Source organism: Streptomyces sp. NPDC004561, from assembly GCF_053602155.1.
On sequence record NZ_JBSGDB010000240.1, the window covers coordinates 1 to 12,866 of the forward strand.

A 12,866-nucleotide genomic window follows, 5' to 3' on the forward strand; every position below is an offset into this window, starting at 1 on the left:
CAGAAGTTCGGGGTGCCCTGCCCGGCGCACGAGTCCACCGAGGCCGCGATCGACCGCTTCGCCGCGACGACCTGCTGTCTGGGCGTCCGTCCGGAGGGGCCTGGCCGCCGCCCAGCAGCTGACCCGGGCCGGCCACACGGTCGCCGTCTACGAGCGCGCGGACCGCGTCGGAGGCCTCCTCCGGTACGGCATCCCCGAGTTCAAGATGGAGAAGCGGCACATCAACCGGCGTATCGAGCAGATGCGCGCGGAGGGCACCCGCTTCCGTACCGGTGTCGAGGTCGGCCGCGACATCAACGCCCGCGACCTGAAGAAGCGGTACGACGCGATCGTGATCGCCGCCGGCGCCACGACCGCCCGTGACCTGCCGGTGCCGGGCCGCGAGCTCAAGGGCGTCTACCAGGCGATGGAGTACCTGCCCCTTGCCAACAAGGTCCAGGAGGGCGACTACGTCACCACGCCGATCTCGGCCGAGGGCAAGCACGTCGTGGTCATCGGCGGCGGTGACACCGGCGCCGACTGCGTGGGCACCGCCCACCGCCAGGGCGCGGCCTCCGTGACCCAGCTGGAGATCATGCCCCGTCCGAACGACGAGCGGCACCCGACCGGCCAGCCCTGGCCGACCTTCCCGATCCTGTACAAGGTCACCTCGGCCCACGAGGAGGGCGGCGAGCGGATCTACTCCGCCTCCACCAGCCACTTCGAGGGCGACGAGGACGGCAACGTGCAGTGGCTGCACCTGGCCGAGGTCGAGTTCGTCGAGGGCAGGCTGACCTCCAAGCCGGGCACCGAGCGCAAGATCCCGGCCCAGCTGGTCACCCTCGCCATGGGCTTCACCGGCACCGACCGGGAGAACGGCCTGGTGGAGCAGTTCGGCCTGGACCTCGACGAACGCGGTAACATCGCCCGCGACGCCGACTTCCAGACCAACGTGCCGGGTGTGTTCGTCGCCGGTGACGCCGGCCGCGGGCAGTCCCTCATTGTGTGGGCGATCGCGGAGGGCCGCTCGGCCGCCCGCGGAGTCGACCGCCACCTGACCGGTGCCAGCGACCTGCCGGCGCCGATCCGCCCGACCGACCGCGCGCTCGCGGTCTGACGGCCCCCAACACGTCCCGTACAACGGCGTACGGAACACTGACGGCGCCTGCCCGCCTGTCCCCGACCGGACGACTGGGCAGGCGTCGTTGCATGTCCGGCGGCCTACTCGTACCAGACGCCGGCGAGCGGCCCGCGCTCGCTGACGGCCCGGACCCCGGGCGGCAGGACGGCCCTGCCCAGGTCCCCGCGGACGTGCTGGTAGAGCGTGGGAGCGGGCAGGCCGGCGGTCTGGATCCAGCCCCTGCCGTGCACATGGCCGGCCGCGACCAGTTCCTCCGGCTGTCCCGGCGGAGCCAGATTCCGGTGGTACTGCTGGCTGATCGTCTGGCCGGTGTCGGCGAAGGCGAAGCGTGCCGCGTAGGCGTAGCCGTCCTCGTTCAGCCAGACGTAGAGCACGACGGGCTTGTCCAGCACCGCCCGGAACCACCCGGCCGACCGGTCCGCCAGTTCCTCGACCGTGCCAGTGGCCTCCAGCCCCCAGCCGGAGGGCCGGTCGGTCAGCGTGAACAGCTGGTTGTGCAGCCGGTCGCCACGGACCCGGTCGCCGTGGAAGTGCACGCCGACGTCGACGAGGTGGCGCGGTGCCTGAGGGTCGCGGAAGGAGAGACAGGCGACCAGCGAGTCCCAGGCGTCCGTCCGCAGGAGCTCCCCGTCGACATGGGCCTCGGCCCAGCCGGCGGTGCGCTCCCGCAGTGCGGCCACGAAGGCCCGCTCGTCGTCGGTGAACTCGAACTCCTCGTCGTCCTCAGATTCGACGACGAACCACGGATGCTCAGGCATGGCCGGAAGCGTACGGTCGGCTACCGCGCCCGGCACCCGGTTTTCCGGCGCGCCCGCTCAGCTCGTCAGCGACGCCGCCTTCACCGAGGTGAGGACGAGCAGCAGCGCCAGCAGGGCCACGCACACTCCCGCCTGGACCAGGACGCGCCGGCCGTCCCGGGGCGCGTACGCGTACGCCAGCGTCACCACGCCGCCTGCCACCAGGCCGCCGAGGTGGGCCTGCCAGGAGGTCAGCCCCGCGGAGATCAGCAGCCACAGCAGCAGTCCCGCCATGTGGCGGTTGACCGCCTGCATGTCGTGGCCGAGGCGGCGGCCCATGACCCAGTAGGCGGCGCCCAGACCGAAGAGGGCGCCGGACGCGCCGACCGTGAAGACCGTGGGGTCGAGCAGCAGCACCAGCACCGAGCCGCCCAGCGCCGACAGCAGGTACAGGGCGAGGTACCGGACCCGGCCCAGCTGGGCCTCGACGACCTGGCCGATGTTCCACAGCGCGAGCATGTTGAACAGGATGTGCGTGATGCCGAACGTGCCCTCGCCGGGCGTCAGATGCAGGAACGCGCCGGTCAGCAGCCGGTACCACTCGCCGTGCGCGACACCCTCCGGGAGGTAGCCCGCGGGCACCGTGCCGAGCATGGCGAACCGGCCCTCGACCGACGGCCGCGCCAGCTCCGCGAGATAGGCGAGCACGTTCAGCCCGACCAGCACGTACGTCACCAGCGGCACCGAGCTGATCCGGCCGCCGAACACGGTCCGCGCCTGCCGGATCGAGCGGGCGCCCTCCTTCACGCACTCCACGCACTGGTGGCCGACGGCGGCCTCGCGCATGCAGGAGGGGCAGATGAAGCGGTCGCAGCGGGTGCAGCGGACGTAGGACTCCACCCGCGGATGACGGAAGCAGGTGGTCACGGCGGACTCGGCGGTCACGGCCGGCTCCTCGAAGAGGGAAGAAGGACAGGACGAGCCGGTGGGGTCGGCGGTGATCAAAATAGCGAACTCGTATGACCGGTGGGAGAGCTGGGGCTTGTGACCACGTAGGCTCGGCCGCCCGGAGAGCGGAGGGGGAGACCATGGCCGCGATCAGCCTGCGCAAGGTGGAGGAGAGCGCGCCCGGGCTCGTCGGCGCCTACCGCTCCGCCGGGGTGTCTCTGCGCAAACACGGCCTGGACGGGCTGCGGGCCGCCGTCTACCTCGTCATCGACTACTCCGGCTCGATGAAGCCCTACTACCAGGACGGCAGTGTGCAGGCGCTCGCCGACCGGGTGCTGGGGCTGTCCGCGCACCTGGACGACGACGGGCGGGTGCCCGTGGTGTTCTTCTCCACGGACATCGACGCGGTCACGGACATAGCGCTCGACGACCATCGGGGCCGCATCGACCGGATCGTCGCCGGACTCGGCCACATGGGCAGGACCAGCTACCACCTGGCGATGGACGCCGTCATCGACCACTACATGGACAGCGGCGCCACCGACCCCGCCCTGGTCGTCTTCCAGACCGACGGCGGGCCGATCAACAAGCTCGCCGCGGAACGCTATCTGTGCAAGGCGGCCAAACTCCCCCTGTTCTGGCAGTTCGTCGGCTTCGGCGACCCGGACAGCAGGCAGTTCGAGTTCCTGCGCAAGATGGACGAACTGGCCGTGCCCGGCAGGCGGATCGTGGACAACGCCGGCTTCTTCCACGCGGGACGGGACCCGCGGCGGGTCTCCGACGCGGAGTTGTACGACCGGCTCGTCGGCGAGTTCCCGGCCTGGCTGGCGGCCGCACGCGCCGCGGGCGTCGTGCGGCCCGCCTGAGCCGGCCGGTCACGCCTCCACCGCCTTGAGTGCGTCGCCCAGGACCAGGTCCCGGCACTGCTCGGGCGTTCCCCACGCGCCGCTGAGCGCGCGGGCCTTGGTCAGCCACAGGGACAGGTCGTACTCCGCGGTGTAGCCGATCGCGCCGTGCAGTTGCAGCGCAGCGCGGGCGGTGGTGCGGGCCGCCTCGCAGGCCTTGAGCTTGGCGGCGGCCACGTCCGCGGGACGCATCGACACCGCCGCGCCGTATATCAGGGGGCGGGCGAACTCCAGGGCGGTCCGCGCGTCGGCCAGACGGTGCTTGACGGCCTGGAAGGAGCCGATGGCCACGCCGAACTGGGTGCGCCGGCGGACGTGGACGAGGGTCCGGTCGAGGAGGGCGAGTCCCACGCCGAGGGCCTGGGCGGCGACGGCCAGGCGGGTCCAGGCGAGGGCGTGGGCGCGGGGCGGGGCGGGGGAGAGGAGTTCTCCGTCCGGGGCGAGCGGGGTCAGCCGGCGGGCGGGGTCGAGGGAGCGGCGCACGGGGCCGGGGGCCGCCGTGGACAGGTACAGGCCCTCGGGCGCCGGGCGCAGGCGCAGGGAGGCCGCGTCCCCGTCGAGGGCGTATCCGGTGGGCGCCGCCACGGTCGCGAGATCCGTCCCGGCCGCGAGCCCCGGCAGGAAGCGCTTGGCGAGCGGGGGTTCGCCGAGCAGCACGGCCGCCGCGACCGTCTCCGCCAGCGGCCCCGGCACCGCGTGCCGGCCCAGCTCCACGAAGGCCACCGCCAGTTCCACCGGGCGCGGCCCCAGCCCCCCGTACTCCTCCGGTATCGCGAGGCCGAACACCCCCGCCCGGGCGAGCCGCGACCACAGCGCCCGGCCGCCCGCGTGGTCGCCGCGGCTCCAGTCCCGGATCACCGCCGGGGTGTCCGCGGCCGTCAGCAGCGCGTGCAGCGAGCCGGCGAAGGCGCGCTGTTCGGCATCGAGCAGAAAGCGCATCAGCGGCGTCCCTTCGGTAGTCCGAGCAGGCGCTCGGCGATGATGTCGCGCTGGATCTCGTTGGTGCCCGCGTAGATCGGGCCGGCCAGCGAGAAGACGTACCCCTCGGACCAGTCGGTGTCGGCCAGTTCGCCCTCCGCGCCGAGCAGGTCGAGTGCCGTCTCGTGCAGGGCCAGGTCCAGCTCGGACCAGAAGACCTTGTTCATGCTGGACTCCGGGCCGATCCCCGCGCCGTCCAGGAACCGGGAGGCGGCCGCGTAGGTGAACAACTGGTAGGCGCGGGCGCCGATCAGGGCGTCGGCCACCCGTTCCCGCGCGTGCTCCGGGCGGCCCCGCATCTTCCAGAGCGCGAGCAGCCGGGCCGCGGAGGCGAGGAACCGGCCGGGGGAGCGCAGGGTGAGCCCGCGTTCGTTGCCCGCCGTGGACATCGCGATCCGCCAGCCCTGGCCGGGCTCGCCGACGACGTCCTCGTCGGGCACGAACACCTCGTCCAGGAACAGCTCCGCGAAGGCCGGCTTCCCGTCCAGGCGGCCGATCGGGCGCACGGTGACACCGGGGGCCCGCAGGTCGAACATGAGGTACGTGAGGCCCTGATGCGGCTTCCCGGCCCCGGGATCGCTGCGGAACAGGCCGAAGGCCCGGTCGGCGAAGGCCGCCCGCGAGGACCACGTCTTCTGCCCGGTCAGGCGCCAGCCGCCGTCCGTCCGCACCGCCCTGGAGGTGAGCGCGGCCAGGTCCGAGCCCGCCCCGGGCTCCGACCACGCCTGCGCCCAGACCACCTCGCCGCGGGCCATCGGCGGCAGCACGCGCGCGCGTTGCTCCTCGGTGCCGTGATCGAAGAGCGTCGGGGCGAGCAGGCCGACGCCGTTCTGCCCGACCCGGCCGGGGGCGCCCGCCGCCCAGTACTCCTCCTCGAAGACCAGCCACCGCAGCAGCCCCGCGTCCCGCCCGCCGTACCGCTCCGGCCACGACACCACCGACCAGCGGTCAGCGGCCAGTTCGGCCTCCCACGCGCGGTGCGCCGCGAAGCCCTCCGCCGTCTCCAGGGACGGCAGCGGGGCGCGCGGCACATGCGCCTCCAGCCAGGTCCGGGCCTCGGCGCGGAACTCCTCGTCGGCCGGAGAGTGGGTCAGGTCCACGGTCGCCGTCACCGTCCTTCCCTAACAAGTGTTTGGTAGGTTAGCGTGGCCCCATGACAGGCGTCGAGAGCCCGGCCTACGTCCCCGGGCACGGACTGCTGCAGGGCCGCACCGCCGTCATCACCGCGGCGGCCGGCGCCGGCATCGGCGGAGCGACCGCGCGCCGCTTCCTGGAGGAGGGCGCGCGGGTGCTGCTCAGCGACGCACACACCCGCCGGCTGAAGGAGTACGAGGCCGAGCTGGGCCGGGACTTCCCCGGCGCGGTGAGCGCGGCGCCGTGCGACGTCACCGACGAGGGGCAGGTCCGGGCCCTGTTCGAGACGGCCGTGGCCGAGCACGGGCGGCTGGACGTCGTCGTCAACAACGCCGGTCTCGGCGGCACGTCGCAGCTCGTCGACATGACCGACGAACAGTGGTCCAAGGTCCTGGACGTCACCCTGGGCGGCACCTTCCGGTGCACCCGCGCGGCCCTGCGCGCCATGCGGGAGACCGGTGGCGGGGCGATCGTCAACAACGCCTCCGTCGTCGGCTGGCGCGCCCAGGCCGGACAGGCCCACTACGCCGCCGCCAAGGCCGGGGTGATGGCCCTGACCCGGTGCGCCGCGGTCGAGGCGGCCGCGTACGGGGTGCGGGTCAACGCGGTGGCGCCCAGCCTCGCCATGCACCCCCACCTGGTGAAGGTCACCTCCGCCGGACTGCTCGCGGAACTGACCGAACGAGAGGCCTTCGGGCGGTACGCGCAACCCTGGGAGGTGGCCAACGTGATCGTGTTCCTGGCCTCCGGCTACTCCTCGTACATGACCGGCGAGGTCGTCGCCGTCAGCAGCCAGCGCGCCTAGGACCAGAATGGGTGCGTGCCGACCAAGAAGAAGCCCCAGGTGACCGCGGCGGCGGCCCGGCGCGGCGAACTCCTCAGCACCGCTGCCGAGGTGTTCGCCGAGCACGGCTACAACGCCACCACCGTCCGTAGGATCGCCGACCACGCCGGGATGCTCGCGGGCAGCCTCTACTACCACTTCGACTCCAAGGAGTCGATGCTCGAGGAGATCCTGCGCACCTTCCTCGACGAGCTCTGGGACGGCTACGACACCGTCCTGGCCTCCGGACTCGCGTCCCGCGAGACGCTGGAGGCGCTGGTCACCGAGTCCTTCCGGGAGATCGACCGGCACCGCGCGGCCGTCGCGATCTACCAGAAGGAGAGCCGGCAGCTCGCCGCCCAGGAGCGGTTCGCCTTCCTCGCCGACTCCCAGCGCCGGTTCGAGAAGGCCTGGCTGTCCACCCTGGAACGCGGGGTCGCCGAGCACGTCTTCCGCGCCGACCTGGACGTCCGGCTCACCTACCGGTTCGTGCGCGACACCGTGTGGGTCGCCGCATCCTGGTACCGGCCCGGCGGCCAGCACAGCCCCGAGGAGATCGCCCGGCAGTACCTGTCGATGGTGCTGGACGGCATCGCCGTACGCGACGAGCACAACGAGCACAGCGGATGACACCCCTTTCCTGATGCGGGAGTTGCCATGGCCGAGGCCTACATCGTCGAAGCGGTCCGCACGCCCGTCGGGCGGCGCGGGGGAGGACTCGGCGGCGTCCACCCGGCCGACCTGGGGGCGCATGTCCTCAGGGCCCTCGTGGAGCGGGCCGGGATCGACCCGGCCGCCGTGGAGGACGTCGTCCTCGGCTGCCTGGACGCGGTGGGGCCGCAGGCCGGGGACATCGCCCGCACCTGCTGGCTGGCCGCCGGGCTGCCCGAGGAGGTGCCGGGCGTGACCGTCGACCGGCAGTGCGGCTCCTCGCAGCAGGCCGTGCACTTCGCCGCGCAGGCCGTCCTCTCCGGCACCCAGGACCTGGTGATCGCGGGCGGGGTGCAGAACATGTCCCAGATCCCCATCGCCTTCGCCTCCCGGCGGGCCGCGGACCCCCTCGGCCTGACCGACGGCCCCTTCCTCGGCAGCACCGGCTGGCGCGCCCGCTACGGCGACCGGCCCGTCGACCAGTTCGCCGGCGCCGAGATGATCGCCGCCAAGTGGGGCATCGGCCGCACCGAGCAGGAGGAGTTCGCCCTGCGCTCGCACCGGCGGGCGGTCCACGCCCTCGACACGGGCCGCTTCGAGCGCGAGACCGTCCCCTACGGCGCCGTCACGGTGGACGAGGGCCCGCGCCGGGACACCTCGCTGGAGAAGATGGCCGCGCTGAAGCCGGTCCTCGACGGCGGCACCGTCACCGCCGCCTGCTCCTCCCAGGTCTCCGACGGCGCCGCCGCCATGCTGCTCGCCTCGGAGCGCGCGGTACGCGACCACGGGCTGCGCCCCCGCGCCCGCGTCCACCACCTCTCCGTGCGCGGCGAGGACCCCATTCGGATGCTCTCCGCGCCCATCCCGGCCACCGCGTACGCCCTGAAGAAGACCGGCCTGACCATCGACGCCATCGACCTCGTGGAGATCAACGAGGCCTTCGCACTGGTCGTCCTGGCCTGGCTGCGGGAGACCGGCGCCGACCCCGAGCGGGTCAACGTCAACGGCGGCGCGATCGCCCTCGGCCACCCCCTCGGCGCGACCGGCGTCCGGCTGATGACCACCCTGCTCCACGAACTGGAGCGCACCGGCGGCCGGTACGGCCTCCAGACCATGTGCGAGGGCGGCGGCCAGGCCAACGTGACGATCATCGAACGGCTCTGACGCGCAGGCGACGATCAGCGGACCGCCCTGAGCCCGTCCAGCCCTGCCAGCACCTCCTCCGCCTCCGTCACGATCCGCTCCACCAGCTCCGCGCACGACGGCAGGTCGTCGATCACCCCGGCGACCTGCCCGGACGCCATCACCCCGAGGTCCGTACGCCCTTCCACCATCGCGGACTTGAGCAGCATCGGCGTGTTCGCGGCGAGCAGCACCTGGCTCCAGGACAGCTCCTTGCCGTGCCGCAGGGCGAGGCCGTCACGGACCAGCTGCCGCCAGGTCAGTCCGGACAGCCGACGGAATCCGGCCGCCCGCCGCACCGCGTGCCCGAGGGCCCGTATGCGGCCGGATCGCTCCAGCGCCTCCACCAGGTCCGTGCGCAGCATCCGGTGCGGCAGGCCGTCCACCGCCCGGGTGACCGTGACGTCCCGCACCGTCGCTGCCAGGTACCGGGCCTTCACCGCGTCCGGCACCGTGGAGTCCGAGGTGAGCAGGAAGCGCGTGCCCATCGCCACCCCGGCCGCGCCGTACGCCAGCGCCGCCACCAGGCCCCGGCCGTCGAAGAACCCGCCCGCCGCCACGACCGGTATCCCCACCGCGTCCACCACCTGCGGCAGCAGCACGCTCGTCGCCACCTCGCCGGTGTGCCCGCCGCCCTCGCCGCCCTGCACGACCACCGCGTCCGCGCCCCACGCGGCCACCTTCTCGGCGTGCCGCCGCGCCCCCACGGACGGGATGACGACCACCCCCGCCTCCTTGAGCCGCGCGATCAGCTCGGGCGAGGGGGCCAGCGCGAAGGAGGCCACCCGGACGCCCTCCTCCAGCATGATCCGCACCCGCTCGGCCGCGTCGCCCGCGTCGGCGCGCAGGTTCACCCCGAACGGCGCGTCGGTGCGGGACCGGACCTCCCGTATCGCCTCGCGCAGCCGGCCGGGCGTCATCGTCGCGGAGGCCAGGACGCCCAGCGCGCCCGCGTTCGCCGCCGCCGAGACCAGCCGGGGCCCGGCCACCCAGCCCATCCCGGTCTGCACGACCGGATGGCGGACGCCGACCAGCCGGGTCAGCGCGGTCTCCATCAGTCCCTCACCTCGTCGGGCACCTCGCGCTCGCGCGCTCCGTCCGGGTCGAGCACCTCACGGATCAGCCGCAGCTCCTCGGCCTCCGGCTCCCGTGTGGACGGCACCTCGTCCGGCGCCGCGAGCGCGAAGCCCGTCGCCTCCCGCACCCGCGCCGCCCTCACCCCCGGATGCAGCGAGGCGAGCCGCATCGAGCGGTCCGGCGTCGTGAAGTCGAACACGCCGAGGTCGGACACGACCCGCACGACGCGGTGGAAGCGGGCCGTCCCGCCGAGCGCGGCCGCACGGTCGTACCCCACCCCGCACACCATGTCCACGTGCTCGACGAACACCCGCCGGGAGTGCCGCGGGATCCAGTAACTCGTGGGATTGTTCAGCGTGTTGAGAGGCGCCCCGCGCACTCCCAGCAGCTGCCGGCGGGGCTCGGCCCAGTCGCCCACGCAGGAGATGTTCTGGTTGCCGTACCGGTCGATCTGGCTCGCGCCCATCATCACGTGCCGGCGGCCGCCCGTGACCAGCTCCAGATGCTGCCGGTAGGGCAGCCGGCCCTCCAGGGTGCCGTCCGGGCGGACCAGCAGGGCCTCGCCGTCGGTCAGCAGCAGGTCCGGCGCGAAGGTGAGCCGGGCCAGCCGCGCGCCCAGCGAGGGGATCAGGCCCATCGGGCTCGCCAGGATCTCCCCGGCCCCGCGCCAGGCGTCGGCGCAGGCGATCACGCAGTACTCGGCCCGGGTGACCCTCATCGCCCCCGCTCCTTCCGCCACTCCTCGGCCGCCGTCCGGTACGCGCCCTCGTCGCCGCCGAGGAACCGCCCGGCGAACTCCGGCCACGGCGTGCCCGTGTACAGCCGCTGGAAGTCCTCGTCCCTGCCGTAGTCCGGCGCGCAGGACGTGAAGTGCGCGCCGTTCGGCGCCTCCACCACGCCCGTCACGGCGAGCCGCTTCAGGAGCAGCGACTGCGGCGGCGCCTCCTTGGTCAGCTCGGCCGTGTCCACGATCCGTTCGCAGGAGACGTAGGCCGCGTCCGCCGCGGCGCAGAACAGGTCGTCGAAGTACGGGTCCGGGCCGAGGCACTGGCCGTTGCCCAGCCGGTCGGCGCGGTTGACGTGCACCAGGGCCGCGTCCATCCGCAGGGCGGGCATCGCCACGAACGTCTCCCCGTCCTCGTACGGCGAGGTCACCGTCCGCAGACCGGGGTTGACCCGCATGACGTCCGAGCCGAGTCCCGCCCGCACCGGCAGGAAGGGCAGCCGGCGCGCCGCCGCCTCCAGGCCCCACAGGAGCATCCCCTCGTCGACCTCGGTCAGCTCCAGGCCGCCGCGCTCGCGGGCCGCCCGGTAGTGCGGTTCGAGCGGGACGGAGTCGAGGGTGACGAAGGCGGTCACCAGTCTGCGGATGCGGCCGGCCGCGGCCAGCATGCCGACGTCCGGGCCGCCGCAGGACACCACGGTGAGATCGCCGATCCCGGACCGCAGCAGCGCCCGCACCAGGGCCATCGGCTTGCGGCGCGAACCCCAGCCGCCGATGCCGAGGGTCATGCCGGTCTCCAGCCGGGCGACCACCTCGTCGGCGGTCATCGTCTTGTCGCCCATCTACGCACCCTCCTTCCCGAACGTGTCGCGGACCCGGTCGGCCAGGCCGCTCAGGTTGGCCTCGAAGGTGAAGCCCTGCTCGAAGCGGTAGCTGCGGCGCACGTCCACCGGATCGATGCCGTTGATGGCGGCCTTCGCCATGCGCAGCAGCCGCCCGTCCTTGGCGGCGATCTCGCGGGCCAGCTCCAGCGCGGCCTCCCGTAACCGCTCGCCCGGCACCACGCGCCACACCGAGCCGTGCCGGTGCAACTCGGCGGCGCTCGCCGTGCGCCCCGTGTAGTACAGGGCGCGCATCAGATGCTGCGGGACCAGCCGCGCCAGATGGGTCGCGGCACCGAGCGCGCCCCGGTCCAGCTCGGGCAGCCCGAAGACGGCGTCCTCGCTCGCCACGATCGCGTCCGCGTTGCCCGCCAGGCCTATCCCGCCGCCCAGGCAGAACCCCTGCACCGCCGCGACGACCGGCGTCTCGCACTCGTAGACCGCGGCGAAGGCCTCGGCGCAGCCGTGGTTCGCCCCGATCAGCGCCCGCTGTCCGGCCGCCTGTATCTCCTTGATGTCCACGCCCGCGTTGAACCCCCGCCCCTCGGCGGCCAGCACCACGCACCGGACCTCCGGGTCGCGGCCCGCCGCGCGCATGGTCTCGGCCAGCGCGAACCAGCCCGCCACCGGCAGCGCGTTCACCGGCGGGAAGTCGACGGTGACCACGGAAATCCCCTTTTCCGGGGACGAACGGGAGACACCCATGGGCGCATCAGCTACCTTTCCACCAAACATTTGTTAGGTGCGAGGCTTCGAAGCTAGCAGTCGGCGAGGACAAGCGGGAGGCCCTGTGGACAACCCGACCGCGCACCCTGTGGACAACCCGATGCACGGCAGAACCGTCGTGGTCACCGGTGGCACCCGCGGCGTGGGCGCCGGTATCGCGCGGGCCTTCGCCGACGCGGGCGCACACGTCCTGGCCTGCGCCCGCAGACCCCCGGAACAGCCGTTGAAAGGTGTCCGGTTCACCCCGCTCGACCTGCGCGACCCGCCCGCCGTGCGGGCCTTCTTCACCGCGCTGCCCCGGCTCGACGTGCTCGTCAACAACGCGGGCGGCACGCCGTACCGGCCGCTCGCCGACGCGGACGCCGAACGGCACGCGAGAGTCGTCGAGCTGAACCTGCTCGCCCCCCTGACCGCGTCCCTCGCCGCCTACGAGCACCTGCGGCGCAGCAGGGGCTCCGTCGTGATGATCGGCAGCGTCAGCGGCGGCCGTCCCTCGCCCGGTTCGGCGGCCTACGGCGCGGCCAAGGCGGGGCTCGCGAACCTGGCCGCCTCCATGGCGGTGGAGTGGGCGCCGGAGGTCCGGGTCAACACCCTCGTGGTCGGCATGGTGCGCACCGAGCTGGCCCATCTGCACTACGGCGGCCCCGACGGCGTCGCCGCCGTCTCCCGCACCGTCCCGCTCGGCCGACTGGCAGTCCCTGCCGACGTCGGCGCCGCCGCCGTGTTCCTCGCCTCCGACGCCGCCGCCTACATCAGCGGGGCGAGCCTGCACGTGCACGGGGGCGGGGAGCGCCCCGCGTTTCTGGACGCCGCAACCGCCGACAGGGAGAAGTGAGATGAGGGGAATCTGCGACGGCCGGGTCGTCGTCGTCACCGGGGCCGGCCGCGGGCTCGGCCGCGCACACGCCTGCTTGGTCTCGACGTCGACGATCAGCTTGTCGAAGTCGGTGCGCTGCTCGACACGCGTCGCCTCGACCTTG

The 12,866-nt window shown here is 73.4% G+C and carries 14 protein-coding genes; 6 read left to right on the top strand and 8 right to left on the bottom strand.

Annotated elements, in window-relative coordinates:
* Window positions 1-1,096: glutamate synthase subunit beta (locus tag ACWEN3_RS27200; protein WP_452975982.1), on the top strand; the 1,096-nt coding region annotated here is incomplete at its 5' end.
* A gap of 104 nt (window positions 1,097-1,200) precedes the next feature.
* On the opposite strand, the gene ACWEN3_RS27205 is transcribed toward ACWEN3_RS27200, so the two are convergent.
* Both ACWEN3_RS27205 and ACWEN3_RS27210 read right to left on the bottom strand, forming a co-directional pair.
* Complete coding sequence (locus tag ACWEN3_RS27205; protein ID WP_452975983.1) at window positions 1,201-1,878, bottom strand: hypothetical protein; 678 nt, start codon at window positions 1,876-1,878, stop codon at window positions 1,201-1,203.
* Window positions 1,879-1,935: 57 nt separating this feature from the next.
* On the bottom strand, window positions 1,936-2,802 hold the full coding sequence (locus ACWEN3_RS27210; RefSeq protein ID WP_452975985.1) for a rhomboid family intramembrane serine protease: 867 nt from the start codon (window positions 2,800-2,802) through the stop codon (window positions 1,936-1,938).
* Between the two features lie 143 nt (window positions 2,803-2,945).
* Between ACWEN3_RS27210 and ACWEN3_RS27215 the strand changes: the two genes are divergently transcribed.
* Window positions 2,946-3,671, top strand: a complete 726-nt coding sequence (locus ACWEN3_RS27215; RefSeq protein ID WP_452975987.1) for a VWA domain-containing protein — start codon at window positions 2,946-2,948, stop codon at window positions 3,669-3,671.
* A 9-nt stretch (window positions 3,672-3,680) separates the two neighbouring features.
* Here ACWEN3_RS27215 and ACWEN3_RS27220 read toward each other — a convergent pair whose 3' ends face one another.
* Together ACWEN3_RS27220 and ACWEN3_RS27225 are read right to left on the bottom strand one after the other, a co-directional pair.
* A complete protein-coding gene (locus ACWEN3_RS27220; RefSeq protein ID WP_452975990.1) occupies window positions 3,681-4,649 on the bottom strand; it encodes an acyl-CoA dehydrogenase family protein in 969 nt (322 codons plus the stop codon).
* Window positions 4,649-5,788, bottom strand: a complete 1,140-nt coding sequence (locus ACWEN3_RS27225; protein ID WP_452976008.1) for an acyl-CoA dehydrogenase family protein — start codon at window positions 5,786-5,788, stop codon at window positions 4,649-4,651. Before ACWEN3_RS27225 ends, ACWEN3_RS27220 begins: the two co-directional genes overlap by 1 nt.
* Before the next feature lie 53 nt (window positions 5,789-5,841).
* Between ACWEN3_RS27225 and ACWEN3_RS27230 the strand changes: the two genes are divergently transcribed.
* Genes ACWEN3_RS27230 through ACWEN3_RS27240 form a run of 3 tightly spaced genes read left to right on the top strand, consistent with a single transcriptional unit; the run spans window position 5,842 to window position 8,460 of the window.
* On the top strand, window positions 5,842-6,627 hold the full coding sequence (locus tag ACWEN3_RS27230) for an SDR family oxidoreductase (RefSeq protein ID WP_452975992.1): 786 nt from the start codon (window positions 5,842-5,844) through the stop codon (window positions 6,625-6,627).
* Window positions 6,628-6,642: 15 nt separating this feature from the next.
* Window positions 6,643-7,275 (top strand): TetR/AcrR family transcriptional regulator, encoded by a 633-nt coding sequence (locus ACWEN3_RS27235; protein ID WP_452975994.1) that lies wholly within the window; start codon window positions 6,643-6,645, stop codon window positions 7,273-7,275.
* A 27-nt stretch (window positions 7,276-7,302) separates the two neighbouring features.
* Window positions 7,303-8,460 (top strand): acetyl-CoA C-acetyltransferase, encoded by a 1,158-nt coding sequence (locus ACWEN3_RS27240; protein ID WP_452975996.1) that lies wholly within the window; start codon window positions 7,303-7,305, stop codon window positions 8,458-8,460.
* Between the two features lie 14 nt (window positions 8,461-8,474).
* Here ACWEN3_RS27240 and ACWEN3_RS27245 read toward each other — a convergent pair whose 3' ends face one another.
* From ACWEN3_RS27245 to ACWEN3_RS27260, 4 genes are read right to left on the bottom strand one after another with little or no spacing between them, the layout of a single operon-like run.
* On the bottom strand, window positions 8,475-9,533 hold the full coding sequence (locus tag ACWEN3_RS27245) for an NAD(P)H-dependent flavin oxidoreductase (protein WP_452975998.1): 1,059 nt from the start codon (window positions 9,531-9,533) through the stop codon (window positions 8,475-8,477).
* On the bottom strand, window positions 9,533-10,273 hold the full coding sequence (locus ACWEN3_RS27250; RefSeq protein WP_452976000.1) for a CoA-transferase subunit beta: 741 nt from the start codon (window positions 10,271-10,273) through the stop codon (window positions 9,533-9,535). Before ACWEN3_RS27250 ends, ACWEN3_RS27245 begins: the two co-directional genes overlap by 1 nt.
* A complete protein-coding gene (locus ACWEN3_RS27255) occupies window positions 10,270-11,121 on the bottom strand; it encodes a CoA transferase subunit A (RefSeq protein WP_452976002.1) in 852 nt (283 codons plus the stop codon). The genes ACWEN3_RS27250 and ACWEN3_RS27255 overlap by 4 nt, the downstream gene beginning before the upstream one ends.
* Entirely contained in the window at window positions 11,122-11,865 is a 744-nt protein-coding gene (locus tag ACWEN3_RS27260) for an enoyl-CoA hydratase family protein (protein ID WP_452976004.1), read from the bottom strand.
* Window positions 11,866-11,986: 121 nt separating this feature from the next.
* Here ACWEN3_RS27260 and ACWEN3_RS27265 point away from each other — a divergent pair, with 121 nt between their 5' ends.
* Complete coding sequence (locus tag ACWEN3_RS27265; protein WP_452976006.1) at window positions 11,987-12,721, top strand: SDR family oxidoreductase; 735 nt, start codon at window positions 11,987-11,989, stop codon at window positions 12,719-12,721.
* The last annotated feature ends 145 nt before the right edge of the window (window positions 12,722-12,866 follow it).

What these genes read in the sequence shown, in the direction of transcription:
- ACWEN3_RS27215 (WP_452975987.1), top strand. Translation starts at nt 2,946, where the DNA reads ATGGCCGCGATCAGCCTGCGCAAGGTGGAGGAGAGCGCGCCCGGGCTC.
- ACWEN3_RS27220 (WP_452975990.1), bottom strand. Translation starts at nt 4,649, where the DNA reads ATGCGCTTTCTGCTCGATGCCGAACAGCGCGCCTTCGCCGGCTCGCTG.
- ACWEN3_RS27260 (WP_452976004.1), bottom strand. Translation starts at nt 11,865, where the DNA reads ATGGGTGTCTCCCGTTCGTCCCCGGAAAAGGGGATTTCCGTGGTCACC.
- ACWEN3_RS27205 (WP_452975983.1), bottom strand. Translation starts at nt 1,878, where the DNA reads ATGCCTGAGCATCCGTGGTTCGTCGTCGAATCTGAGGACGACGAGGAG.
- ACWEN3_RS27265 (WP_452976006.1), top strand. Translation starts at nt 11,987, where the DNA reads ATGCACGGCAGAACCGTCGTGGTCACCGGTGGCACCCGCGGCGTGGGC.
- ACWEN3_RS27250 (WP_452976000.1), bottom strand. Translation starts at nt 10,273, where the DNA reads ATGAGGGTCACCCGGGCCGAGTACTGCGTGATCGCCTGCGCCGACGCC.
- ACWEN3_RS27240 (WP_452975996.1), top strand. Translation starts at nt 7,303, where the DNA reads ATGGCCGAGGCCTACATCGTCGAAGCGGTCCGCACGCCCGTCGGGCGG.
- ACWEN3_RS27230 (WP_452975992.1), top strand. Translation starts at nt 5,842, where the DNA reads ATGACAGGCGTCGAGAGCCCGGCCTACGTCCCCGGGCACGGACTGCTG.
- ACWEN3_RS27255 (WP_452976002.1), bottom strand. Translation starts at nt 11,121, where the DNA reads ATGGGCGACAAGACGATGACCGCCGACGAGGTGGTCGCCCGGCTGGAG.
- ACWEN3_RS27245 (WP_452975998.1), bottom strand. Translation starts at nt 9,533, where the DNA reads ATGGAGACCGCGCTGACCCGGCTGGTCGGCGTCCGCCATCCGGTCGTG.